This window comes from Serratia sp. OS31 (assembly GCF_014164835.1).
In the GTDB taxonomy this organism is placed as follows: Bacteria; Pseudomonadota; Gammaproteobacteria; order Enterobacterales; family Enterobacteriaceae; genus Serratia; species Serratia liquefaciens_A.
Window position 1 is genome coordinate 25,203 of record NZ_JACJFQ010000009.1, and the last position, 24,479, is coordinate 49,681.

The window sequence follows — 24,479 nt, forward strand, 5'->3', positions numbered from 1 at the left end:
AGGACGAGAGAGATGGCGTTATTAAATGTAGACAAGCTTTCGGTGCACTTCGGTGACGAAGGCACTCCCTTCCGCGCGGTAGACCGCATCAGTTACAGCGTGGAGCAGGGTCAGGTGGTGGGCATTGTCGGCGAATCCGGCTCCGGCAAGTCCGTCAGCTCGCTGGCGATTATGGGGCTGATCGACTTCCCCGGTAAGGTGATGGCCGAAAAACTGGAGTTTAACGGCCAGGATCTGCGCAAGATTTCCGAAAAAGAACGTCGCCAACTGGTGGGCTCGGAAGTGGCGATGATTTTCCAGGATCCGATGACCAGCCTGAACCCGTGCTACACCGTCGGCTTCCAGATCATGGAAGCGTTGAAGGTGCACCAGGGCGGCAACCGCCGCACTCGTCGTCAACGGGCTGTCGATCTGCTGACGCAGGTAGGCATCCCCGACCCGGCTTCGCGTCTCGACGTGTATCCGCACCAGCTTTCCGGTGGGATGAGCCAGCGCGTGATGATCGCCATGGCGATTGCCTGCCGACCAAAGCTGCTGATTGCCGATGAACCGACCACCGCGCTCGACGTGACCATTCAGGCGCAAATTATCGAACTGCTGCTGGAACTGCAGCAGCGTGAAAATATGGCCCTGTTGCTGATCACTCACGATCTGGCGCTGGTGTCCGAGGCGGCGCATCACATCATCGTGATGTATGCCGGGCAGGTGGTGGAGTCCGGTAAGGCATCGGAAATCTTCCGCGCGCCGCGTCACCCCTACACTCAGGCGCTGCTGCGCGCGCTGCCGGAATTTGCCGCCGATAAAGCGCGCCTGGCTTCGCTGCCGGGCGTGGTACCGGGCAAATATGACCGCCCAAGCGGCTGTTTGCTCAATCCACGTTGCCCGTACGCCAATGAGCGTTGCCGTACTGAAGAGCCGGAACTGCGCAGCATTCCCGGTCGTCAGGTTAAATGTCACACACCGCTGGATGATGCGGGGAGGCCGACCGTATGAGCCAGAATCAACCCTTATTGCAGGCGATTGACCTGAAGAAACATTACCCGGTCAAGAAGGGGTTATTTGCCCCGGAGCGGCTGGTCAAAGCGCTGGACGGCGTTTCCTTTACGCTTGAGCGTGGCAAAACGCTGGCGGTGGTGGGCGAGTCCGGCTGCGGTAAATCGACGCTGGGTCGCCTGCTGACGATGATTGAAATTCCGACCGGCGGCGAGCTGTACTATCAGGGGCAGGATTTGCTGAAGCCGGATGTCACTGCCGAGAAGCTTCGACGACAGAAGATCCAGATCGTGTTCCAGAATCCTTATGGATCGCTCAACCCACGCAAGAAGGTCGGGCAGATCCTTGAGGAGCCGTTGCAGATCAATACCGCGTTAAGCAGCGCAGAACGTCGTGAGAAAGCGCTGGAGATGATGGCCAAGGTCGGACTGAAGACCGAGCATTACGATCGTTATCCCCATATGTTCTCCGGCGGACAGCGGCAGCGTATCGCTATTGCACGAGGGTTGATGCTTAATCCGGACGTAGTGATTGCCGATGAGCCGGTTTCCGCGCTGGACGTGTCCGTGCGGGCGCAGGTGTTGAACCTGATGATGGATTTGCAGCAGGATCTGGGGCTGTCTTACGTGTTTATCTCCCACGATTTATCGGTGGTGGAGCACATTGCCGACGAAGTGATGGTGATGTATCTCGGCCGCTGCGTGGAGAAGGGCAGTAAAGACGCCATTTTCAACAACCCGCGCCATCCGTATACCCAGGCATTGCTGTCCGCGACGCCGCGCCTGAATCCGGATATGCGTCGCGAGCGCATCAAGCTGACCGGCGAACTGCCCAGCCCGATGAACCCGCCGCCAGGCTGTGCATTCAATGCCCGCTGCCGTCGCGCTTTCGGGCCTTGCACCCAACTGCAACCCCAGTTAAAGCAATACGGCGAGCAGATGGTCGCCTGCTTCGCGGTCGATCAGGATGAAAATTCTGCGGCATAACTTTGTTATCCATGACAATTAACCAAGAATGCCGGCCTTTACGCCGGCATTTTTTTGCTTTTAATTATGAGCGTATTAATTAGTTAATTGAGTGGATTTTTTATTTGTATTAATGGCGCTTATTTCTCTTAACGAAATCCTGACGAAATAAGCTGAATTAGGAATCTTCGCAAGCCAGTGATAATTAATCCCCTGGCTTTTTCTGCCCGGATTATTACGCGGTTGGGAATGGAATTCCCAAAGTTAATGTAAAGGATTGAGGTTCCGCCGCAGATTGACGCCTGCAAAAAAAGCACGCCCGAAGGCGTGCCCCTGAGTCATCACGTAATGCCATTACTGGGGATAAGGTACCCAATCGCCGCCGTTTAGCCGGATGTAAGGCTTGCCTTGGTATTGCATCACGATGGCGTTGTCATTCTCGGAAATGACCGCCGTCTGCGGCAGGTTCTGCGTCAGCGCCTGCCAGTCTACGCTCGGCGCGGTGAAGGCCTTGCCGTCCACCAAGCGAGAAACCAGCTCGGAAAGCGCCAGGTAGCTGCTTGGCGTTTTGACCTGCAGCGGACTGCCCTGATGCGGCGCTTTCATACCCACCAGTTTGATGCCCACCGGCGTATGGGTAATGTTCGGGCTGGGGATATCGCGCAGGCCGGACATCTGCATTTTGTCGCCTACCAGTGCTGCGCCGTGTTCCGGCACAATCACCACCATCACCTTGCGGCCGGATTTTTCCAGTTGTTCCAGGAAGGTGTTCAACTGGTCGAACAATTTCTGCGCTCGGGGTTGATAGTCCGCGCTCTTGTTCGAACCGACAAAACGGTTGCCGTCATGCAGCGGAATGATGTTGAAGAAGGTGGCGCTGCGGGTATCACCGGCCTTTTGCTGCTGATCCTGCCAGCGGGTGAGCAGTTCCAAATCGTTGTATATCGGTTCGCCGTCAAACGAAGCCAGCTCATTGCCGATCCCGGCCTGAGACATCAGCGGTGCCTGCATATCACCCTGTTCGCGCAGCTCTTTCAGGAAGTTGCCGAACACGCCGGAGTGATCCAGCATCAGCTGCTCTTTGAAACCCAGCTTGGCAAGGTTATCAAACAGATAGCACTGCTGATTGACCGGCTGATACAAATCGTGATGCGAAGGCTGACCGCAGCTGGCTCGTAACAGACGAATTGCCGCCGGGCCGCTGTAGGCGGTTGCCGAGTTGAAGTTGTCGAACATGATGTCCATCTTCGACCACAGCGGGTGGTTTTCCAGTTTTACCGCGTCCATGTCGGCCCAGGCCAGCGAACAGATATTGATCACCAGCAGGTCAAACGGCTGAGCATCGGCAGGCAGGCTGGCCGGGAAGGCGGTAACGCGGGTTTTTTCTTTGTCGTAGAACTGGTTCAGATAGGCCGTCAGGTTGGCGCTGGTGGGGGGCGCGCTGTCTGCCGGCGCGCTGTCGCTCCCGGCAGCCGGGGCTGTCGTCGCCGGAGTGCTGCTGGTGGACGCACTGGTGCCGGCCGGCAGCAGTGACACGGCCGGGCCGGCAATGTTGACCAGGTTCAGCCACACCAGCGCGGCAACGGTGAATACCGTAACCCGTACCCACTGGGCCAGAAACAGGTAGGCAATCAGCATCACAAAGGCGGCGCCGACCATCTGCCAATTGATAAAGCGATTTATCAGCTCCAGCAGATACTGGGCGCTGAAGCCGGTCAATTGCGAACCCTGGCTCATGATGCTGTTGATGCCGGGCAGCCAGGTATCGTGATAGAACAGCGCAATCCCAATCGGGATCGCCACGTAATGACGCCAGCGGTGCAGGCGCATCGCCGGTATCGGCATCAGCAGAAATGCCATGAACACCAGGTTGGGCAAGGCATGGAAGTTCAGGTAGCCGAACCACAGCAGGGCGAATTTGACCAGGAAGTAGTAATTCCAGCCGCCCAGCCCACGCCAGTAGCGCCACAGGGAGTTATCGGATTGCGGGTTGTTTGTTGGCTTCATGGCTGTTTCTTACGCTTAATCTGAGAAGAAGACCCTTCGCGCACCCATAATCCGATGGATTTTAAATAGCGCGGTGATAACAACAGGTTTTGCCAGTACTGACGCCAGTGCGGGAAACGCCGGTGAAAGGCATAGCCCAGCGGGATAAAAATAACTGCGCACAGAATAATCAGTTGCACAATGTCGTTAAGATTCAACATGCTTATTCTCCCGTACGCCAGTCGTCAGCGTGAAGGCCACCGGTTGACGACGCTCCTGAGGACGGTCTGCCGCGCTGGCGGCCTGGCGTGGCGCGGCCGTTGAGGTTGCTGCAGGCAACGGAATATTGGCGTTGTGCGCCAGCCGTTTGATTTCTGAAATAATATCCACGTCCTGGTGCCACACCACCCGGTTACTGAAGGCTTCGTCCACCGGCAGACGAAAAATGAATTTCAGTGCGGTATCCAGATCGTTGATCCGGCAGGTGGAGAGGAACAGCACCAGCCGGCCTTGCACCACGGTCATCACGTCGCCGAAGCGCCGTAAAAAACACAGGGTCATCGCCTGTTCGGCGCGCAATCCGGGTACCGGACGTAGCGCGACCATCACGCCTTTGCCGTCTTCCGGCAGCAGCGTATTGCCCATCAGCGAAATCACTGCCTGACTAAAATCGTCCGGCCGCATGTAACCCTTCAGTTGCAGCGGGCGCAGCCCGGCCAGCAGGGCATCGATATCTGCCGGAACGTGGCGGGAGAAGCGTTGCCCCTGGATCCCCTCAAGCATGGTCAAAAAACGCGATAACGGTGCCACGTGCGGCACAATCAGGTTGGCGCCGCAGGCCAACAGCAGACGTTCGTCGCTGTAGCGCAGGCTGGCGCTCATCTCGCGCACGACAATTTTCAGGCCGTTGCCGCGTTGACGGCGCAGGCTGTGAATTTGATGCGCCAGCGCATCGATTTCGTCGCTCTGGTACAGGGCAAAAATCAGCGTTGCCGAAAGTGTCAACATGCCGTGCTGCGCCAGCTGCGCATTGGTTTCCAGCAGTTGCCAGTTGGCCGAGAGCGGTGGCGCACCTTCAAGAATGCTCCGTTGGGCCAGATAACGCCCTTCATCGCTGCGGATGGAGGTCGGGGAAGGTTTGTTGCTGTCGTCGTCACCCTGCCAGCCGTGCTCGCCGGTATATAACGTCAGCAGCTGGTTGGCGTTGATGCCGTTTTCGGTGCTCCACCAGTTAACCAGATACTGTGCGCTGTCCTGCTGCCACTGCAGGCTGGCCAACCCGTTAAGGATCCGGTGTTGGGTACTGAGTTGTCCTTTGAGTTTATTCACGCCGCCGCCGTGGCTGAGGATCAGCAGCGTGCAGCCTTGTCGGCGCAGCCAGGCCGCGGTGGCGCGGGTCCAGTCACGCAGCTCTTCACGGGTGAAGGTCTGCCATAAACTGGCGTGGGCCAACAGAATCAATAGGCGATTTTGCGGTTTTAGGGCGCGCATCAGATCGTCGCCCAAGTGCAGCAGCGCCGCTTTTTTCTCGGGTAACTGGTACAGCGGGATTTTTTTCAATGCGGGCGAGGCCAGTTCCGCCAGCAACCCGTCGGGTTTTTCGCCGCTGCAAATCAACGCCACCTGGCTGGTCGCAGCCTGGGCAGCTAAAGTTTGCTGGCAGAGCAGGTTGGCATCGGTCTGACGGTCGACATTCACCCAATACAACCCCGGGGCTTGCATGACAGACAGTTCTTCCCAAATCTGCCGAACACCTAATGAGAAAGATTGCGCCATAGGATATTTTTCTACTTTCGTTGAAAGTGTCGTCGCGGCCCACTGAGTATAGCTATTCGGCCATCCTGTCATTGGGAACAATAATAAAAAAAATTAAAACCCGCCATGTACTAATATTTGTTGAGAATCATCTTATTGGCTATGTATTTTTTTACCGTTGCTATAGTTATTAACATTAGCCTATTTTTTTAAGGCGGCAGAATGAATAATCAATTAACGCGCTTTCATGCGGTGGCCCCATCGGAAACTCAGGACGATTTGCTGGCGCTCAGTCAGGCATTTTCGCTGCCAAAATTAAGCTATGTCGATATCGCACGTCAGGAGCGGTTAACGCAGATGATGGCCAACTGGCCGCTGCTGGCCGAATTGGCGCAGACCACGGGGAGCCGTTAGTTTATGCCGGTGATTGCTCTGCAGGGGTTGCGAGGCGGGATGGGGGCGACGTCGGTCACCGCAGCGCTCGCGTGGGCATTACAGCAACTGGGCGAGTCGGTATTGGCGATTGATTTTGCGCCGGATAACCTGCTGCGTCTGCATTTTAATACGCCATTCGAGCTGGCTCGGGGTTGGGCCCGGGCCGAGCAGGACGGGGGCGATTGGCAACAGGGCGCGATGCGCTACTGTGAAAATCTCGACTTTCTCCCCTTTGGCCAGCTCACCCTGGCGGAACGGTTGAATGTACAACAATCTTGTCGGCAGCAGCCTGCTCGCTGGCAGGACAATCTGGCGCAGCTAAACGCCGCGGCGCAGTACAACTGGATCCTGTTGGATCTGCCGGCGGATGATGTGACGCTGGCTCAGCAGGCGCTGGCGGTGGCGGATTGTGTCTTTACCCTGATTGCCCCGGACGCCAACTGCCAGGTGCGGCTGCACCAGCAAGCGTTGCCGGAAGGCTGCCGTTTCCTGATTAACCACTATTTCGCTGCCAGCCGGCTTCAGCAGGATTTACACCAGTTGTGGCTGCAAACGCTGGGCGGATTGCTGCCGGTGGTGATACACCGCGATGAGGCGATGGCTGAGGCCCTGGCGGTTAAACAGCCTTTGGGAGAATATCGGCCGGAAAGCCTGGCAGCAGATGAAGTGCTGACGCTGGCAAACTGGTGTTTGATCAACCTGAAGGAGACGGCGTCATGAGCCGGGTGTTGAACCTGCTGCTGGTGCCGCCGGTCTATCAGGCGGTGCAGACGCGTTACCGTACCTACCGACGGCACGGTTCGTCGGCGTTTACCGCCTTTTTCACCACGCTGCTGGTGGCACTGGGCTGGATTTTCCTGCGTTTCGAATCCCCCGGCTGGCAACGGTTGCGCGCTGCGCGCAGCTATTGGTTCCCCCATCTATCCTCCAGCCGTCCGCGGCCGGCGGACGCGCTGCGCTATCTGGTGCAAGGGTTGTGGCTGCTGGTGTTCCGCACCGATCGCGAACCTGTGGCCCGCCATCGTTTCGCCGGCTGGCGGCGCTTGCAATTGCGTTACGCGCAGTGGCTGCAAACCCTTCCTCAGCGGCTGGAAAGCGCTGGGCTGGAGCAGCGTTCGGTCGAGCGCCTTGGCCGGATGAGCCAGCGTATGCGTCGCCTGCTGTTTATCATTGTCGGCGTGCTGGCGGCAATCCTCGCCATACTCTGTATTTCGCAACCGTTTGATCTGCCCGCGCAGTTTGTGTTTGTTGTGCTGCTGTGGGCCATTGCCATGGTGGTGCGCCGGGTACCGGGCCGGCTGCCGGGGCTGATGTTGATCGTGCTGTCGCTGACCGTCTCCTGCCGCTACCTGTGGTGGCGCTATACCGCCACCTTGAACTGGGACGATCCGCTCAGCCTGACCTGTGGTCTGCTGCTGCTGATAGCGGAAACCTATGCTTGGGTGGTGCTGGTGTTGGGGTATTTCCAAACCGTCTGGCCGCTGAATCGCCAACCGGTGCCGATGCCCGCCGACAGCGCGACCTGGCCGACGATTGATCTGCTGGTGCCGACCTACAACGAAGACCTGGGGGTGGTGAAGCCCACCATCTACGCCGCGTTGGGCATCGACTGGCCGAAAGAGAAAGTCAGTATTTACATCCTCGATGACGGTAACCGGCCAGAATTCAAGGCCTTCGCCGAAGAGGTCGGGGTGAAGTATATCGCCCGACCTACCCATGAACATGCCAAGGCCGGCAACATCAATAACGCGCTGAAACAGGCCACCGGCGAGTTTGTCGCGATTTTCGACTGCGACCACGTGCCGACGCGCTCGTTCCTGCAACTGACCATGGGCTGGTTCTTTAAAGACAAAAAGCTGGCGATGCTGCAGACCCCACACCACTTCTTCTCGCCGGATCCGTTTGAACGCAACCTGGGGCGTTTTCGTCAGACGCCGAACGAAGGCACGCTGTTCTATGGCCTGGTGCAGGACGGCAACGATATGTGGGACGCGACCTTCTTCTGCGGCTCCTGCGCGATCCTGCGCCGCAGTGCGCTGGACGAAATCGGCGGTATCGCGGTGGAAACCGTCACCGAAGATGCCCATACCTCCTTGCGTTTGCATCGCCGTGGACACACCTCGGCCTATATCCGTATTCCACAGGCGGCGGGGCTGGCGACCGAGAGCCTGTCGGCGCACATTGGCCAGCGCATTCGCTGGGCTCGCGGCATGGTGCAAATCTTCCGGCTGGATAACCCGCTGTTAGGCAAGGGGCTGAAGTTGGCGCAGCGGCTATGTTATGCCAACGCCATGCTGCATTTCTTGTCCGGCATTCCCCGCCTGATCTTCCTGACCGCACCCTTGGCCTTTCTGCTGCTGCATGCCTATATCATCTTCGCGCCAGCGTTGGCGATCGCGCTGTACGTTTTGCCGCATATGATCCACGCCAGCCTGACCAACTCGCGCATTCAGGGGAAATACCGCCACTCGTTCTGGAGCGAGATCTACGAGACGGTTTTGGCCTGGTATATCGCCCGACCCACCACGGTGGCGCTGTTCAATCCGCACAAGGGCAAATTCAACGTCACCGCCAAAGGCGGACTGGTGGAGGAAGAGCACGTCGACTGGGTGATCACCCGGCCCTATATGTTCCTGGTGATCCTGAATCTGGCCGGGCTGGTCTTCGGCGTCTGGCGGTTGGGTTACGGCCCGACCGATGAAATCATGACGGTCATCATCAGCCTGGTGTGGGTGTTGTACAACATGACCATTCTCGGCGGCGCGGTGGCGGTGGCAGTCGAGGCCAAGCAGGTGCGCCAGGCACACCGGGTAGAGATTGCCATGCCGGCCGCCATTGCCCGCGCTGATGGCCACCTGTTCCCCTGCACGCTGCGCGATTATTCCGATGGTGGGGTGGGCATCGAGATGCGTGTCGCGGATGCATTGAAAGACGGCGACAAAGTGTCGCTGCTGCTCAAGCGCGGGCAGCAGGAATACAGCTTCCCGTGCGTAGTGACGCGCGCCTTCGGTAGCAAGGTCGGGATCCGCATGGTTTCCATGACCACCCGCGAACACATTGATTTTATTCAGTGCACCTTTGCTCGCGCCGATACCTGGGCGCTGTGGCAGGACGGATTCCCTGAAGATAAACCCATCGAAAGCCTGCGCGACGTTCTGGCGCTGGGCTTCCGGGGTTACGTACGTATGGCGGATTACGCACCGCCGATGGTGCGCCGGCTGCTGGTCGGGTTCACGACGCTGATTGCGTGGGGGGTGTCATTTATCCCGCACGGCGTTGGCAGAGCTCCGGCCTTCAGCCAAAAAGAGACAGTGGTATAGGCAAACCGCCCGCTCACTCGCCTGGCCTCCAGGCTATAACATTGATGATGATACGATGACGAGAAAAATAACCTGGTTTACCGCCTTGGCCTTAGGCATCAGCACCTTGTCTCAGGCTGAAACCGCCACCGCGCCAACCGTGGCCGCACAGCCGCCGGTGAATGTGCCTGCCGATGCGTCGGTCACCACGCCAATGGGGTCGGCCGCGCCGGTGGATCCGAATGCGCCGGTGCGCGACGTGCAATTACCTTTCGCCACTATTGCCCCGCCGCCGGGGACCTTTACCCTGCGCGGAACCCGACCGGATGGTCAGGTTGAATTTGGCGTGCGCAGCGATGAAGTGGTCTCGCAGGCGATGCTTGATCTGGAGTTCACCCCGTCACCGTCGCTGATCCCGGTGGAATCGCACGTCAAGGTGTACCTCAACGATGAATTGATGGGGGTAACCACCCTAGCCAAAGAGCAGCTCGGCAAGCCGAATCGTATCCAAATGGCGATAGATCCTCGCTATATCACCGATTTTAACCGCGTACGGCTGGTGTTCGTCGGTCATTACCAGAACATCTGCGAAAACCCGGCCAGCACCACCTTGTGGCTGGAGGTCAGTAAATCCAGCTCGCTGAACCTGCGCTTCCAGACCCTGCCGGTGAAGAACGAGCTGTCGCATTTCCCGGAGCCGTTTTTCGACAGCCGCGACAACCGCCCACTGATCTTGCCGATGGTGTTTGCCGGCCAGCCGGATATTACCCAGCAGCGCGCGGCGGGCATTTTGGCTTCGTGGTTCGGCAGCAAAGCGCAGTGGCGCGGCCAGTCGTTCCCGACGCTGTACAACAAGTTGCCGGAACAGCACGCCATCGTCTTCGCCACCAACAAGCAGCGTCCGGACTTCCTGCGGGATTATCCGGCGGTCAACGGGCCGACGGTGGAGATGATTAGCCATCCGGATAACCCGTACATCAAACTGCTGCTGGTGCAGGGGCGCGATGACAACGATCTGATCACCGCGGTGAAAGGTATCGCGCAGGGCAATATTCTGTTCCGTGGCCAAAACGTCACGGTGGACAAGGTCGAGCAGCTGGCTCCGCGTCAGCCCTATGATGCGCCTAACTGGGTGCGCACCGATCGGCCGATGACCTTTGCCGAGCTGCAGCAGTATGCTGAGCAATTGCAAACCAGCGGCATCGAACCGGGCCCCATTTCGTTGACCATGAACTTGCCGCCGGACCTGTTCCTGATCCGCAGCACCGGCATCGATATGCACCTGAAATACCGCTACACCGCGCCGCGCATTCAGGACGGTTCACGGCTGAGCGTCAGCCTGAACAATCAGTTCGTCCAGGCTTATTCGCTGGTACCGGAGCACGAGCAGGGTGCCCAGTTGCTGCGCTTGCCGCTCACCCAGGGGCTGATCGACTCGGACAAAAACGTCAATATTCCGGCGCTGCGTCTGGGGGCGACCAACCAACTGCGTTTCGATTTTGACTACACCACGCTGCTGGCCAGTGGCGCGGAAGGACGTTGTGAAACCTACTCCTTTACCGCTAACCATGCGGTGATCGATGGCGCCTCGACCATTGATTTCTCCGGTTACCGCCACTTTATGGCGATGCCGGACCTGCGGGCCTTCGCCAATGCCGGTTTCCCCTTCAGTCGGCTGGCCGATCTGTCGCAAACCCTGGTGCTGGTGAACAAGCAGCCACAGCCGCCGCAGGTCAGCGCCTTGCTGAACGCGATGGGCATCATTGGCGCACAGACCGGTTACCCGGCGTTGGCGATGACGCTGAGTGACGACTGGTCGCAGGCCAAGGATCGGGATGCCGATATTTTGATGATCGGCACCATCCCCCCGGAGCTGAAGGACGACAAAAAGATCAGCCTGCTGGTGGACGCCACCCAGAGCTGGGTCAAACAACCGACGCGGCAGTTGCCACTGCCGACCATGGACGTGTTGGCAGAAGACACCAAGCCGGACAGTAAAACCACCATCAGCTCAGAAGGCGCGATGGCGGCGATTATCGGCGTGCAGTCGCCGTTTAACGCTCAGCGCAGCATCGTGGCATTGCTGGCCGACAGCGCGCGGGGTTACGACCTGCTGAACACGGCACAGCTGGACAGCGGCAAGCGTGCTGCGGTGTTTGGCTCGGTTGCGGTGATCCGTGAATCAGGCGTGAACAGTCTGCGAGTGGGCGACGTTTATTATGTTGGCCATCTGCCATGGTGGGAGCGTATCTGGCACGCGCTGTCGACCCATCCGGTGTGGCTGGCGGTGATCGCCGTGGTGGTAGTGGTGGTGCTGGCGCTGATGTTGTGGCGTGGCCTGAAGGCCTTCAGCCGCCGTCGCCTGTCACCTGAAGACCGGGATTGATGACCATGCCTGCGCGGTTGAAGCGTCTGACCTTCGGCATGCTGCTGCTGTGCTCGTTCAGCGCGGCCGCAGCCTGTGAATGGCCGGCCTGGCAACAGTACAAACAGTTTTATATCAGCGAGCAGGGGCGGGTGATCGACCCGAGCAGTCCTGAGCGTATCACCACCTCGGAAGGTCAGAGTTACGGTTTATTCTTCGCCCTGGTGGCGAACGATCGGCCGGCATTCGACCTGTTGCTGGAATGGACGGAAAACAACCTGGCGGCGGGCGACCTCAGTGCGCATTTGCCCGCCTGGCTGTGGGGCGAAAACGAGAAGAAACAGTGGACGGTGCTGGACAGCAATTCGGCATCCGATGCTGACCTGTGGATTGCCTACAATCTGCTGGAAGCCGGCCGGCTGTGGAAAAGTCGCCGTTATCAAACCCTTGGCACGTTACTGCTGCAGCGTATTGCCCGCGAAGAAGTGGCGGAGATCCCGGGGCTGGGGTTGATGCTGTTACCGGGCAAAGTCGGCTTCGTGGCGGAAGATCGCTGGCGCCTCAATCCGAGCTATTTACCCCCGCAACTGCTGGCACGTTTTGCCGTGCTGAATGGCCCATGGCGGAAGATGCAGCAAACCAACCAGCGGTTGTGGTTGGAAACCGCGCCGCACGGCTTCTCGCCGGACTGGGTGGTGTGGCAGGTCGGCAAAGGCTGGCAGCCGGATACCGTCAAACCGAACATTGGCAGCTATGACGCCATCCGGGTTTATTTGTGGGCGGGTATGCTGGCGGATGACGACGAGCATAAGGCGGCGTTGATCAAGCAACTGCAACCTATGGCGCAGCTAACGGCCCAGCAAGGCGTGCCGCCGGAGAAAACCGACACTGCCAGCGGTAAAACCCACGGCGATGGCCCGGTGGGTTTCTCGGCGTCGATGTTGCCGATGTTGGCGCACGAGCCAGAGGCCCTGCAGGCGCAGCGCCAACGCATCAAGCAAAACCCGCCTGGCGATCGGGCCTATTTCAGCGCCTCGCTGACGCTGTTCGGCCAGGGATGGGATCAACAACGTTATCGTTTTAATCGGCAGGGTGAACTTCAACCCTCCTGGGGCGGCCAATGCGTAACTTTCGAATAAACTGGCTGGGCCTGGTGCCTTTAAGCCTGGCGATGCTGCCGCAGGCGCAAGGGGCAGAAACCGTTGCGCCGGAGCAGTGGCTGCTGGAGCAGGTGCGTGTTGGTGAGGCCGGCAACAAAGATGAGCTGGTGCGGCAGTCGCTCTATCGGCTTGAGCTGATGGATCCGAATAACCCGGAGGTAATTTCCGCGCGTATGCGTCTGGCATTGCGTCAGGGCAATTTGGCGCTGGCGCAGCAACAGTTGGATAAGCTGAAACAGATTGCGCCGCAGTCAAGCAGCTATCGACAGGCAGAAATGAACATGCTGCTTACCCAGCCGGAAACCCGTCAAAAGCTGCAGCAGGCGAGGCTGATGGCGACCGCCGGGCGTTTGCCGGAGGCGAAGGCGCAGTATGACGAGCTGTTCCACGGCGATCCGCCGACGTTGGAGCTGGCGGTGGAATACTGGCGTCTTGTCGCCCGGTTGCCGGGCCAGGAAGCCACGGCGCTGAAACAGTTACAGAGGCTGGATCAGCAATACTCCGGCAACGTGCCGCTGCGCATGTCGTTGGCACGGATGCTGTTTAGCCAGGATCGCGATGCGCAGGCCTATGATCTTTTGCAGAAAGTGGCTGCCGATCCTGCCGGGCGCGGGGATGCCGCCGATCTGTGGCTGGAGAAAGTCAAAGCGATGCCGGTCAGTCCGCAGAGCGTTGCTGCCCTTAACCGTTTTCTTGGCGTTTTTGAAACCGGCGATCAGGCGGTCAGCGCCCGGCAAGAACTGGCCCGGCAGCAGGCACTGCTTGCCGATCCTGTCTACCTGGCGCGGGTGCGCGGGCTGGCGCAGGTCGACAAGGGCGGCAGCCGCGCCGCCATTCCAGAGTTGAAAAAAGCGTTGGCGGCTTCACCCAATGACGCCGAGGTGCTGGGGGCGCTGGGGCAGGCCTATTCCCGCGTCGGTAATCGCCCACAGGCGTTGAGCCTGTTTCGTCAGGCCTTGCAGGCCGATAAAAGCGGTTACGGTAGCAGTAAATGGCAGAGCCTGATCAAGAGCAACAGCTACTGGCTGGCAGTTGACGAGGGCGATAAGGCGCTGAAAGCCGGCAATTTGGCGCTGGCCCAGCAAAAATACCAACAGGCGCGACAGATAGACAACAGTGACAGCAGTGCGGTAATTGGCTTGGGCGACGTTGCGGTGGCGCGTAAAGATGATGCTGCCGCCGAACGTTTCTACCAGCAGGCGCTGCGCTTGGATCCAGGCAGCGGCAGCGCGGTACGCGGTCTGGTGAATATCTATCAGCGTCAGTCTCCGGAAAAGGCGCTGGCCTATCTCAACAGCCTGCCACGCAGCCAGCAAAATAAATTGCGCAGCACGCTGGAAGGTTTGCAGCTCGACATGCTCAAGCAGCAGGCTGACCAGCTTGCAGAGCAAAAACAGTGGCATCAGGCGGCAGAGAAATATCGTCTCGCCCAGCAGAAGGATCCTGACGATGTGTGGCTGACGTATCATTATGCTCAGACTCTGCGTCAGGCCGGGCAGGAGGAGCAGGCGGACGCCCTGTTCAGTCGACTGGCGCAAAAACAGCGTGGCAACCCGCAACTGACGTATGCCTACGCACTGTATCTTTCCGGCAGCGATCGCGATCAGCAGGCGCTGACGCAGCTGAATACCCTGCCCGCCGCGCAGTGGAACGACAATATGCGTGAACTGGCGCAGCGCTTGAAGATGCAGGCGACGCTGGAACATGCCGATCGGTTACGTACTGCGGGCGATGAGCCGGGGGCGGTGGCTTATCTACGCCGCCAGCCGGCGGATACCCGCATCGATCTCCAGTTGGCCGACTGGGCGCTGGCGCGCGGTGAATATGACGCCGCACTGGCTGACTATCAGCGTGTGCGGACGCGTGAGCCGAACAACCCGGATGCCAGGTTGGGAGAAATAGAAGCCTATGTGGCGCAGGGCAAGCTGAGTGAGGCGCGTCAGCGATTGCAAACCGCCGCGCCGGACCCAAGCGAATCAGACAACAGCGAACGGCGGGTGGCCAATGCCTGGTATGCCGTGGGTGAACCACAAAAAGCGACCGAGATTTTTACCCGGCTAAAAACGGCGGCGCAGCAAGCGCCGGCAAGCCAGGCAAAGGCACTGATTTACCGCGATGCGGCGCGGCTTGAACGCGATCGGCAGCAGCCGGCACTGGCACAACAGGATTACAAACAGGCGATGGTCGCCAGCGGCATTACGCCGAGCGTGCCGCAGGATAATGACGGTTATACCTATCTGACGCGCAACAACCCGACAGATGACTGGCTGAAACGAGGCATCCGTTCGGACGCGGCGGATTTGTACCGCCAGCAAGACGTCAATGTCACCCTCGATCACGATTACTGGGGCTCCAGCGGCACGGGCGGCATCTCCGATTACAAAGCGCACGACACCATGTTGCAGGTGGATATGCCGTTGTATGACGGGCGGGCGTTTTTCCGTTCCGATACCGTGCAGTTGAATGCCGGCAGCTTCTCCACCGACGGCAGCGGTAAATATTACGAAAGCTTCGGCACCTGTAATAGCCAAGGGTGCAGCGGCGATGAGCGTCAGAAAACCACCGGCACCAGCGTGGCGGTCGGTTGGAAAAACGATCGCTGGGCGGGGGATATCGGCACCACGCCAATGGGCTTTGAGGTGGTTGACTGGGTCGGCGGGCTGGCCTACAGCGACGACTGGAACCACATTGGCTGGACGTTGGCGGCCTCGCGGCGCCCCATTTCCAGCTCATTGCTGGCGTTTGGCGGTACCAAAGACCCAAATACCGGTACCACCTGGGGCGGCGTGCGCGCGACTGGGGTCAGCCTTAGCGCCAGTTACGACCGCGGCGAAGCGCACGGTGTCTGGGCCGATCTCAGCGCACATCAGTTAACCGGTAAAAACGTTGAGGATAACCAGCGTGAGCGCTTTATGGTCGGTTATTACTATAAGTTGATCAACGAAGATAATCGCCGCGTCACCGTCGGGCTGAACACCATGCTATGGCATTACCAGAAGGATTTGAGCGGTTATTCTCTCGGTCAGGGGGGCTATTACAGTCCACAGCAATATATGTCGCTGGCGGTGCCGGTCAATTATCGCCAGCGCACCGAAAACTGGTCCTGGGAGCTGGGCGGATCGGTGTCGTTGTCCCATTCAAAAACCAACAGCCAACGGCGTTACCCACTGCAGGGACTGATCCCGGATTCGCTGCCCGACAAGTTTGCCGTCGAGGACGGCAGCTCTTCTTCCGGCGTAGGTTATACCCTGCGGGCGCTGGTTGAGCGTCGCCTCAGTTCGCACTGGACGCTTGGTGCCGGCATCGACATCCAGCAGGCAAAAGACTATACCCCGAGCCACGCTTTGATTTATCTGCGCTATTCGCTGGCTGGTTGGCAGGGTGACCTGGATTTACCGCCGCAACCGCTGACGCCGTACGCCGACTTCAAGTAACCCAACAGAGGGAGATTCGGAGTGTCGACACGGGGTAGTTTTGCTACCCTGTGTTTATTCCCATTAGGAAAAGACTGAAACCCTCGTTTTTCTCGGTTTTGCCCAGGGCATGAAGAGATAAAAACAGCTAACAATCGAGTATACTCAGACCGGTTCAAGGGATGGGTATTATTCATCCCTTTTTTATTTCAGCCCGAATTAGCGGAGAGCAGGTTTGCGGGTCAGGCGCTCATTAACGATTAAACAGATGGCAACGGTGTCCGGCGTGGCGCTGGTGACGATCTGTATCTTTATCGTGATCCAGTTATTCCATTTTGTGCAGCAGCGCAGGGATGACTATGCCCAGCAACTGGAGAATATCGCGCATTCGGTACGCCAGCCGCTGGCGGAAGCTGTGTTGCGTATGGACGTGCCGGAAACGAAGAAGGTGCTGAATACGCTGTTGCCGGTAGGGATCCTGACGCGCGCGGATATCGTGCTGCCGAACGAATTTCAGGCACTGCACGCCAACTTCCCGCCGGAACGCCCGGTACCGACAATGATCGCCCGCCTGTTCGAGTTGCCGATCCAGATTTCCGTTCCCCTCTATTCGGTGGAGCGCGTGCCGGCCAACCCGCAGCCATTGGCTTATCTGGTGCTGCAGGCCGATTCGTTCCGCATGTATCAATTTATTCTCAGCATGCTGTCGACCATGTTGTCGACCTATTTGCTGCTGGCCTTGATTTTGTCGGTTGCTATCAGCTGGTGTATGAACCGGCTGATGGTGCACCCGCTACGCGCGATGGCCAAAGAGCTGGAAAACATTTCCCAGGAAGAAGCGCCTTATCATCAACTGATGTTGCCGGCGTTGCACCAGGACGATGAACTGGGGCTGCTGGTGCGCAACTACAACCGCAATCAGCAGCGACTGGCCAAGGCCTATGCCGAACTGAGCCGCATGAGCACTCGCCATCCGGTCACCGAGTTGCCCAATCAGGCGCTGTTCACCGCGCTGCTGGAACAACACATTGCTTCCAGCCTGCGGCCCGAGCGTTTCAATCTGCTGGTAATCGGCATTGAAACGCTGCATGAGGCCTCTGGCGTGCTCAACCCGACGATGCGTGAAGCGCTGTTGTTGACGCTGGCGAAGAAATTGCGTGAATGCATTGATGAAAACGGCGTGCTGGCGCAGTTAAGCAATACCGAATTCGCCATTCTGGCCAAAGGCGTTGAACGGCCGTTCCATGCCATGCAGTTGGCCCGCCGTATCATGGCGCAGATCAATGCGCCGCTGAGCCTGCAGGAAATGCCGCTGCGGCCCAGTGCCAGTATCGGTATCGCCCATTACCTGAACGCCGGGGAGAGCGCGGAGCAGCTGTTGCGCAGTGCCACCTCGGCGATGATGTCGGCGCATCGCGAAGGCAAAAATCAGGTGCTGTTCTTCGAACCGAGCCTGACGGAACGCACCCAAAAGCGCCTGACGCAGGAAAGTGAGATCTTGCATGCCATTGAGCAGCGTCGTTTCACCCTGTTCCTGCAGCCGCAGATAGATATGCAGTCCAACGCGGTGATCGGCGCGGAAGCATTACTGCGTTGGCAGCAGTACGACGGCAGCTTTACCTTGCCGGCAGACGTCATTCCATTGGCTGAAGAGCTCGGGGTGATTGTGCCGCTGGGCAACTGGGTACTGGAAGAGGCTTGCCGTATCCTGGCGGATTGGCAGGCTCGGGGTATCACCCTGCCGCTGGCGGTAAACGTCTCGCCTATCCAGATGCAGCATGAGAATTTTGTCCCGCATCTGAAAAGCCTGCTGGCCCAGCACCGGATTGACCCGCGCAAGCTGCTGCTGGAAATTACCGAAACGGTGCGCATTGACGACCTCGATCGTGCGCTGGCGCTGCTGCGGGAACTGCACGATCTGGGGCTTTCCATCGCGTTGGACGATTTCGGCATGGGCTATTCCAGCCTCAATTACCTCAATCGATTGAAATGCTTGCCGATAGACTTGATTAAAATCGACAAGAGCTTTATTCAGGGGCTGCCGACGGATGACGCCATGGTGCGCATCGTCAGTTCGATTTCCGAGGTGCTGGCGCTGCCGGTGATGGCCGAAGGCGTCGAGAACGCCGAGCAACGCGACTGGCTGCTGCAGCACGGTATTCATAGCGGTCAGGGGTTTTTGTTTGCCCGCCCGTTGCCGCGCAGCGAATTTGAAGTCGAGTTCTGTCCGCCGCCAGCCTGATTTCCCTGTTCAGCCTTTTGCTACGGGCGGCACTCACGTCGTCCGCTGGTTCTCTGGCTTGAAATACCCCGCTTTCTCTACCCCTTTTGCGTTAGTGCAAAGAAAGGGTTACATCCTTTACAGCCTTGCATTCGGGCTGGCGCGTTTCAGCTCTTAAATTCGTATCAACATGTATCTATTGGTGCAACAAATTATTTCCATGTTGTTAGGCGGGTGTTATTTTCCGCGCAAGCGATGAACAGGCGAGATAACCATAACACCGCCTGGTGCGTGTCTTCCCCCCAAAGGATGTCCATATGAAACTCACTATCTTTAAAAGCCTCTATTTTCAGGTGCTGACGGCGATTACGCTGGGTGTCCTGCTTGGCCATTTCTATCCTGACATTGGCGCACAGATGAAACCTCTGGGCGACGGATTCGTTAAGCTGATTAAAATGATCATCGCTCCGGTGATCTTCTGTACCGTGGTGACCGGCATCGCGGGCATGGAAAGCATGAAGGCCGTTGGCCGTACCGGTGCGATTGCGCTGCTTTATTTTGAAATCGTCAGCACCATTGCGCTGCTGATAGGTTTGCTGATCGTCAACCTGGTACAGCCGGGCGCCGGGATGAACATCGATCCGGGTACGCTGGATGCCAAAGCGGTGGCGGTCTACGCCGAGCAGGCTCAGCAGCAGGGCATCATTCCGTTCTTGCTGGATATTATTCCGGGTAGCGTTATCGGCGCCTTCGCCAGCGGTAACATTTTACAGGTGTTGCTGTTTGCCGTGCTGTTCGGCTTCGCTCTGCACCGCCTGGGTGAGAAAGGTCAGTTAATTTTCAATGTGATCGACAGCTTCTCTCGCGTGATTTTCGGCATCATCAATATGATTATGCGTCTGGCACCGCTGGGGGCTTTCGGGGCGATGGCATTCACCATCGGTAAATATGGCGTGGGCACGCTGCTGCAACTTGGCCAGTTGATCGCCTGCTTCTACATCACCTGCGTTCTGTTCGTGGTGGTGGTGCTGGGCTCCATTGCTCGCGCCAACGGCTTCAGCATTTTCAAATTCGTTCGCTATATAAAAGAAGAGCTGTTGATCGTGCTCGGGACCTCTTCCTCCGAGTCGGTGCTGCCGCGCATGCTCGACAAAATGGAGAAACTGGGGTGTAAGAAATCGGTGGTGGGCCTGGTTATTCCTACCGGTTACTCCTTTAACCTGGACGGCACCTCGATTTACCTGACCATGGCGGCGGTGTTTATCGCGCAGGCGACCAACACCCATATGGATATCGTGCATCAGGTGACGCTGCTGGTGGTGCTGTTGCTGTCCTCGAAAGGGGCCGCGGGGGTGACCGGCAGCGGCTTTATCGTGCTGGCTGCGACCATTTCCGCCGTGGGCCACCTGCCGCTGGCCGGTCTGGCGTTGATTCTGGGCATTGACCGCTTCATGTCTGAAGCCCGCGCCCTGACCAACCTGGTCGGTAACGGTGTGGCTACGGTGGTGGTGGCCAAATGGTGTAAACAGCTGGACGAAAAACAGCTGCAAGACACCCTGTCCAACAAGCCGGGTGCAGGTGCCGACAAAACGCTGCCTTCAGCCTGATTTAATCCTCAAATCACCGGTTGCAGCCGCAGCCGGTGACGTTTTATCCCCCCGCGTAATGATTTCTTGCATTAAAAAACCGGTTATCCATTATTTTTCACACCAATGAGTGACATCCGCAAAGGCGCGCGGTCTAACTCGATGGTACACTTTCTGCTTTCCGCCCCACCGTGAAACTCAGGGCGTTTTTATAGGCTGTGCGTCATGGCCTAATATTCCGGCGAATGGAATATCCGCATTTGCATAAAGAAATTGGATAGTCATTAAGTAGGGGTTCACATGCAGGGCACCAGAATTCATCTCATAGTAGGTGGGCTGCTGTTGGCTGCAGCCAACAGCAGCGTGCAGGCCGAAGCACTGCAACCCGATCCTGCCTGGCAGCAGGGGGCACTGGCCAACGGGTTTTCATGGCAGATACTGGATACACCGCAGCGGCCGAGCGACCGCGTAGAGCTGCGGTTGATGATCAATACCGGCTCGCTGGTCGAGTCCTCACAGCAGATCGGTTTTGCCCATCTGCTGCCGCGCCTGTCTTTAGCGCGCAGCGAAAGCTTTACGCCGCCGCAGTTGCGTTCACTGTGGCAGCAGAGCGTGGATCCGGAGCGGCCTCTGCCGCCGGCCATCAGCTCTTATGATTTCACCCTGTATAATCTCAGTTTGCCGAATAACCGCCCGGACTTGCTGAAAGAAGCGCTGGCGTGGCTTTCCGACACTACCGGCAAACTGGCGATCGACGAGCATACGGTGCATGCGGTAATAAACTCCAACGTCGATCCGGTGGGCACTTTCCCGCCGAACCCGAAAGAGGCCTGGTGGCGATACCGCCTGAAAGGCTCGACGCTGCTGGCGCACGATCCGGCCCAGCCACCGAAGCGACCGGTGAATGTCGATCAACTGAAAAAATTCTACCAACAGTGGTATACCCCGGACGCCATGACGCTGTACGTGGTGGGCAAGGTAGACAGCCGCAGCCTGGGCGAACAAATCAACAAGGCCTTCTCGCCGCTGAAAGGCAAGCGTGAAACGCCGGCCACCATGCCGACGCTGACGCCGCTGCCACCGCAGCCGGTCAGCCTGATCAGCGAGCAGGTCAAGCAGGATACGCTGTCGATCATGTGGGATGCGCCATGGCACCCGATCCGCGATTCGCAGAATTTGAGCCGCTACTGGCGTGGTGATATGGCCCGCGAGGCGCTGTTCTGGCATCTTCAGCAGGTACTGGAAAAGAGCGACCAGAAAAACCTGCATCTGGGCTTTGATTGCCGCGTGCAATACCAACGTGCCCAATGCGCTATTCATCTCGACACGCCGAATAACAACCTGAACAACAGCCTGGGCTTTATTGCTCGCGAGCTGGCAAACGTGCGTAACAATGGGCTGTCGCAGGATGAGTTTAATGCCCTGCTGGCGCAGAAAACCGATCAGCTGAGCAAGCTGTTCGCAACCTATGCCCGTACCGATACCGACGTGCTGATGAGCCAACGCCTGCGTTCACAGCAGAGCGGCGTCGTGGATATCGCACCGGAGCAGTATCAGAAACTGCGCCAGGAGTTCCTGAGCGGATTGACGCTGGAAGCGCTGAATCAGGAGCTGAAACTTCAGCTTTCTCAGGATGCGACGCTGGTGTTGATGCAGCCGAAGGGCGAACCGGAAATGAGCATGAAGCAGTTACAGGAAACCTATAGCGGCATTATGTCTCCGGCTCCGGCCGTGGTGTCGGAGGAGGTCAAACCGGCCGATACCGCCCCTGCACCGGAAACCAGCGCACAGTAACGGCGGAGGGGGCGTTTGCCCCCTCACTCAGTTGCGGTACAGCACCTTGATGATGTGGTAGCCGAACTGGGTTTTCACCGGGCCGTAGGGCTTCAGCAGCGGAATGCTGAACACCGCTTTATCGAAGGCCGCCACCATGGTGCCCTTGTTGAATTCGCCCAGCGAACCGCCGTTGCGCTTTGACGGGCAAGTTGAGTATTTGCGCGCCAGCGTGTCGAAACTGACGCCGCGTTTAAGCTTGGCCAGCAGTTCACCAGCCAGTTTTTCGTTATCTACCAGAATGTGCAGGGCGCACGCCGTCTTTGCCATGGTATTGCCTTTGTCGATACAGAAATTGCGCTGATTATACCCGTTAAATCTCATCGGCGCTTTCTGCTACAATCCTCTCCCACGTTATAAAGTCGAGCAATAAAGCGCCATGCGATTAAACCCCAGCCAACAACAAGCCGTCGAATTCGTTACCGGGCCCTGCCTGGTGCTGGCCGGTGCCGGTTCCGGCAAGACGCGCGTCATCACCAACAAGATTGCTCACCTGATCCATAACTGTGGCTATCAGGCGCGGCACATCGCCGCCGTGACCTTTACCAATAAGGCCGCGCGCGAGATGAAAGAACGTGTGGCGCAAACCATGGGGCGCAAAGAGGCGCGCGGGCTGATGATTTCTACGTTCCACACCCTGGGGCTGGAAATCATCAAGCGGGAATATGCCGCGCTGGAGATGAAATCCAACTTCTCGCTGTTCGACGATCAGGACCAGTTGGCGCTGTTGAAAGAGCTGACTGAAAAATGGCTGGAGAATGACAAAACGCTGGTGGCGCAGCTGATTTCCACCATCTCCAATTGGAAGAATGACCTGGTCGATCCCAAGAAGGCGATGGAGCTGGCACGCTCTGAGCGCGACAAGCTGTTCGCGCATTGCTACGGCCTGTATCACGCGCATATGCGAGCCTGTAACGTACTGGATTTCGACGATTTAATTCTGTTGCCGACCCTGCTGCTACAACGTAATGAAGAGGTGCGCGAGCGTTGGCAGAACCGTATTCGCTACCTGCTGGTGGACGAATATCAGGACACCAACACCAGTCAATACGAACTGGTGAAATTGCTGGTGGGTAACCGCGCGCGTTTTACCGTGGTGGGTGATGACGATCAGTCTATCTACTCCTGGCGCGGCGCTCGCCCGCAGAACCTGGTGCTGTTGAAGGAAGACTTCCCGGCGCTGCAGGTGATCAAGCTGGAACAGAACTACCGTTCGAGCGAACGCATTCTGAAGGCGGCGAATATTCTGATCGCCAATAACCCGCACGTGTTTGAAAAACGACTGTTTTCCGAACTGGGTTACGGCGAAGAGCTGAAGGTGGTGACCGCCAATAATGAGGATCACGAGGCCGAGCGCGTAGTGGGCGAACTGATCGCCCACCATTTCGTGAAGAAAACCAACTACGGCGATTATGCGATCCTCTACCGTGGCAACCATCAGTCGCGGCTGTTTGAAAAAATGCTGATGCAAAACCGCATCCCCTACAAAATCTCCGGCGGCACCTCGTTTTTCTCGCGGCCGGAAATCAAGGATCTGCTGGCCTACCTGCGCGTTCTGACCAATCAGGATGATGACAGCGCCTTCCTGCGCATCGTCAATACGCCAAAACGCGAGATTGGCCCGGCGACGTTGCAAAAGCTGGGTGAATGGGCAAACCAACGCAATAAAAGCCTGTTCCGTGCCAGTTTTGATCTTGGATTGAGCCAACACCTGACCGGGCGCGGGCTGGAGTCTTTGCAACGCTTTACCCACTGGCTGGACGGCATCGCCCAACTGGCGGAGCGCGAGCCGGTGGCTGCGGTGCGTGATTTGATTCACGGGGTAGATTACGAAAGCTGGCTGTTTGAAACGTCCCCCAGCCCGAAAGCCGCCGAAATGCGCATGAAAAACGTCAATACGCTGTTCGGCTGGATGACGGAAATGCTTGAGGGCAGCGAGCTGGATGAGCCGATGACGCTGACTCAGGTGGTGACGCGCTTTACTCTGCGCGACATGATGGAACGTGGTGAAAGCGATGAAGAGCTGGATCAGGTGCAGCTGATGACGCTGCACGCCTCCAAAGGATTGGAGTTCCCCTATGTGTTTCTGGTGGGGATGGAGGAGGGGTTACTGCCGCATCAGAGCAGCATTGACGAAGATAACGTCGATGAAGAGCGACGTTTGGCCTATGTAGGCATCACTCGTGCTCAAAAGGAGCTGATTTTCACGCTGTGCCGCGAACGCCGTCAATATGGCGAGCTGGTCCGCCCGGAGCCGAGCCGTTTCTTGTTGGAACTGCCGCAGGATGACCTGGCGTGGGAAAGTGAGCGTAAAGTGGTCAGCCCGCAGGAAAGGATGCAAAAAGGGCAGAGCCATCTCGCCAATATTCGCGCTCAGTTGGCCAAGGCCAAGGGCGGAAGCTAGAAGAAAGGGCGCGGTTAGCGCCCTCAGATGGCTGACAAAGTCCTTTGCAGTTAAACGTCCTGAC

16 protein-coding genes are annotated in these 24,479 nt (G+C 58.0%); 12 read left to right on the plus strand and 4 right to left on the minus strand.

Annotated features, from left to right (window positions below):
- Nucleotides 1-12 precede the first annotated feature (12 nt).
- Both dppD and dppF read left to right on the plus strand, forming a co-directional pair.
- Nucleotides 13-993: a dipeptide ABC transporter ATP-binding protein gene (dppD, locus tag H5P17_RS09975; protein WP_020824730.1), complete on the plus strand. Its 981-nt coding sequence runs from the start codon at nucleotides 13-15 to the stop codon at nucleotides 991-993.
- Nucleotides 990-1,979 (plus strand): dipeptide ABC transporter ATP-binding subunit DppF, encoded by a 990-nt coding sequence (dppF, locus tag H5P17_RS09980; protein ID WP_044554378.1) that lies wholly within the window; start codon nucleotides 990-992, stop codon nucleotides 1,977-1,979. Before dppD ends, dppF begins: the two co-directional genes overlap by 4 nt.
- A 333-nt stretch (nucleotides 1,980-2,312) precedes the next feature.
- Here dppF and bcsG read toward each other — a convergent pair whose 3' ends face one another.
- The 3 genes from bcsG to bcsE are packed head-to-tail and all read right to left on the minus strand — an operon-like array spanning nucleotide 2,313 to nucleotide 5,720.
- Nucleotides 2,313-3,965 (minus strand): cellulose biosynthesis protein BcsG, encoded by a 1,653-nt coding sequence (gene bcsG, locus H5P17_RS09985; protein ID WP_044554379.1) that lies wholly within the window; start codon nucleotides 3,963-3,965, stop codon nucleotides 2,313-2,315.
- Complete coding sequence (gene bcsF / locus H5P17_RS09990; RefSeq protein ID WP_044554380.1) at nucleotides 3,962-4,165, minus strand: cellulose biosynthesis protein BcsF; 204 nt, start codon at nucleotides 4,163-4,165, stop codon at nucleotides 3,962-3,964. Before bcsF ends, bcsG begins: the two co-directional genes overlap by 4 nt.
- Nucleotides 4,152-5,720: a cellulose biosynthesis protein BcsE gene (gene bcsE / locus H5P17_RS09995; RefSeq protein ID WP_044554381.1), complete on the minus strand. Its 1,569-nt coding sequence runs from the start codon at nucleotides 5,718-5,720 to the stop codon at nucleotides 4,152-4,154. The genes bcsF and bcsE overlap by 14 nt, the downstream gene beginning before the upstream one ends.
- A 201-nt stretch (nucleotides 5,721-5,921) precedes the next feature.
- On the opposite strand from bcsE, the gene bcsR reads away from it, so the two are divergent.
- From bcsR to H5P17_RS10040, 9 genes are all read left to right on the plus strand, one after another.
- Nucleotides 5,922-6,113 (plus strand): cellulose biosynthesis protein BcsR, encoded by a 192-nt coding sequence (gene bcsR, locus H5P17_RS10000; RefSeq protein ID WP_044554382.1) that lies wholly within the window; start codon nucleotides 5,922-5,924, stop codon nucleotides 6,111-6,113.
- A gap of 3 nt (nucleotides 6,114-6,116) precedes the next feature.
- Nucleotides 6,117-6,854: a cellulose biosynthesis protein BcsQ gene (gene bcsQ, locus H5P17_RS10005; protein WP_182822657.1), complete on the plus strand. Its 738-nt coding sequence runs from the start codon at nucleotides 6,117-6,119 to the stop codon at nucleotides 6,852-6,854.
- Nucleotides 6,851-9,454: a UDP-forming cellulose synthase catalytic subunit gene (bcsA, locus tag H5P17_RS10010; RefSeq protein WP_182822659.1), complete on the plus strand. Its 2,604-nt coding sequence runs from the start codon at nucleotides 6,851-6,853 to the stop codon at nucleotides 9,452-9,454. The genes bcsQ and bcsA overlap by 4 nt, the downstream gene beginning before the upstream one ends.
- A 55-nt stretch (nucleotides 9,455-9,509) precedes the next feature.
- Nucleotides 9,510-11,819, plus strand: a complete 2,310-nt coding sequence (gene bcsB, locus H5P17_RS10015; protein ID WP_182822661.1) for a cellulose biosynthesis cyclic di-GMP-binding regulatory protein BcsB — start codon at nucleotides 9,510-9,512, stop codon at nucleotides 11,817-11,819.
- 5 nt (nucleotides 11,820-11,824) lie between these two features.
- Nucleotides 11,825-12,937 (plus strand): cellulose synthase complex periplasmic endoglucanase BcsZ, encoded by a 1,113-nt coding sequence (bcsZ, locus tag H5P17_RS10020; protein WP_044554479.1) that lies wholly within the window; start codon nucleotides 11,825-11,827, stop codon nucleotides 12,935-12,937.
- Entirely contained in the window at nucleotides 12,919-16,392 is a 3,474-nt protein-coding gene (gene bcsC, locus H5P17_RS10025; protein ID WP_182822663.1) for a cellulose synthase complex outer membrane protein BcsC, read from the plus strand. The genes bcsZ and bcsC overlap by 19 nt, the downstream gene beginning before the upstream one ends.
- Before the next feature lie 214 nt (nucleotides 16,393-16,606).
- Complete coding sequence (hmsP, locus tag H5P17_RS10030) at nucleotides 16,607-18,613, plus strand: biofilm formation regulator HmsP (RefSeq protein ID WP_182822665.1); 2,007 nt, start codon at nucleotides 16,607-16,609, stop codon at nucleotides 18,611-18,613.
- A 296-nt stretch (nucleotides 18,614-18,909) separates the two neighbouring features.
- Entirely contained in the window at nucleotides 18,910-20,199 is a 1,290-nt protein-coding gene (locus H5P17_RS10035; protein WP_020824742.1) for a dicarboxylate/amino acid:cation symporter, read from the plus strand.
- A 279-nt stretch (nucleotides 20,200-20,478) separates the two neighbouring features.
- Entirely contained in the window at nucleotides 20,479-21,972 is a 1,494-nt protein-coding gene (locus H5P17_RS10040; protein WP_044554389.1) for a pitrilysin family protein, read from the plus strand.
- A gap of 27 nt (nucleotides 21,973-21,999) precedes the next feature.
- On the opposite strand, the gene ppiC is transcribed toward H5P17_RS10040, so the two are convergent.
- Nucleotides 22,000-22,281 carry a peptidylprolyl isomerase PpiC gene (gene ppiC, locus H5P17_RS10045; protein WP_182822667.1) on the minus strand — a complete coding sequence of 94 codons (282 nt, stop codon included), beginning with the start codon at nucleotides 22,279-22,281 and terminating at the stop codon, nucleotides 22,000-22,002.
- Nucleotides 22,282-22,390: 109 nt separating this feature from the next.
- On the opposite strand from ppiC, the gene rep reads away from it, so the two are divergent.
- The gene (rep, locus tag H5P17_RS10050) at nucleotides 22,391-24,415 is read left to right on the plus strand and encodes a DNA helicase Rep (RefSeq protein ID WP_182822669.1); all 2,025 of its coding nucleotides are present in this window, start codon (nucleotides 22,391-22,393) and stop codon (nucleotides 24,413-24,415) included.
- The last annotated feature ends 64 nt before the right edge of the window (nucleotides 24,416-24,479 follow it).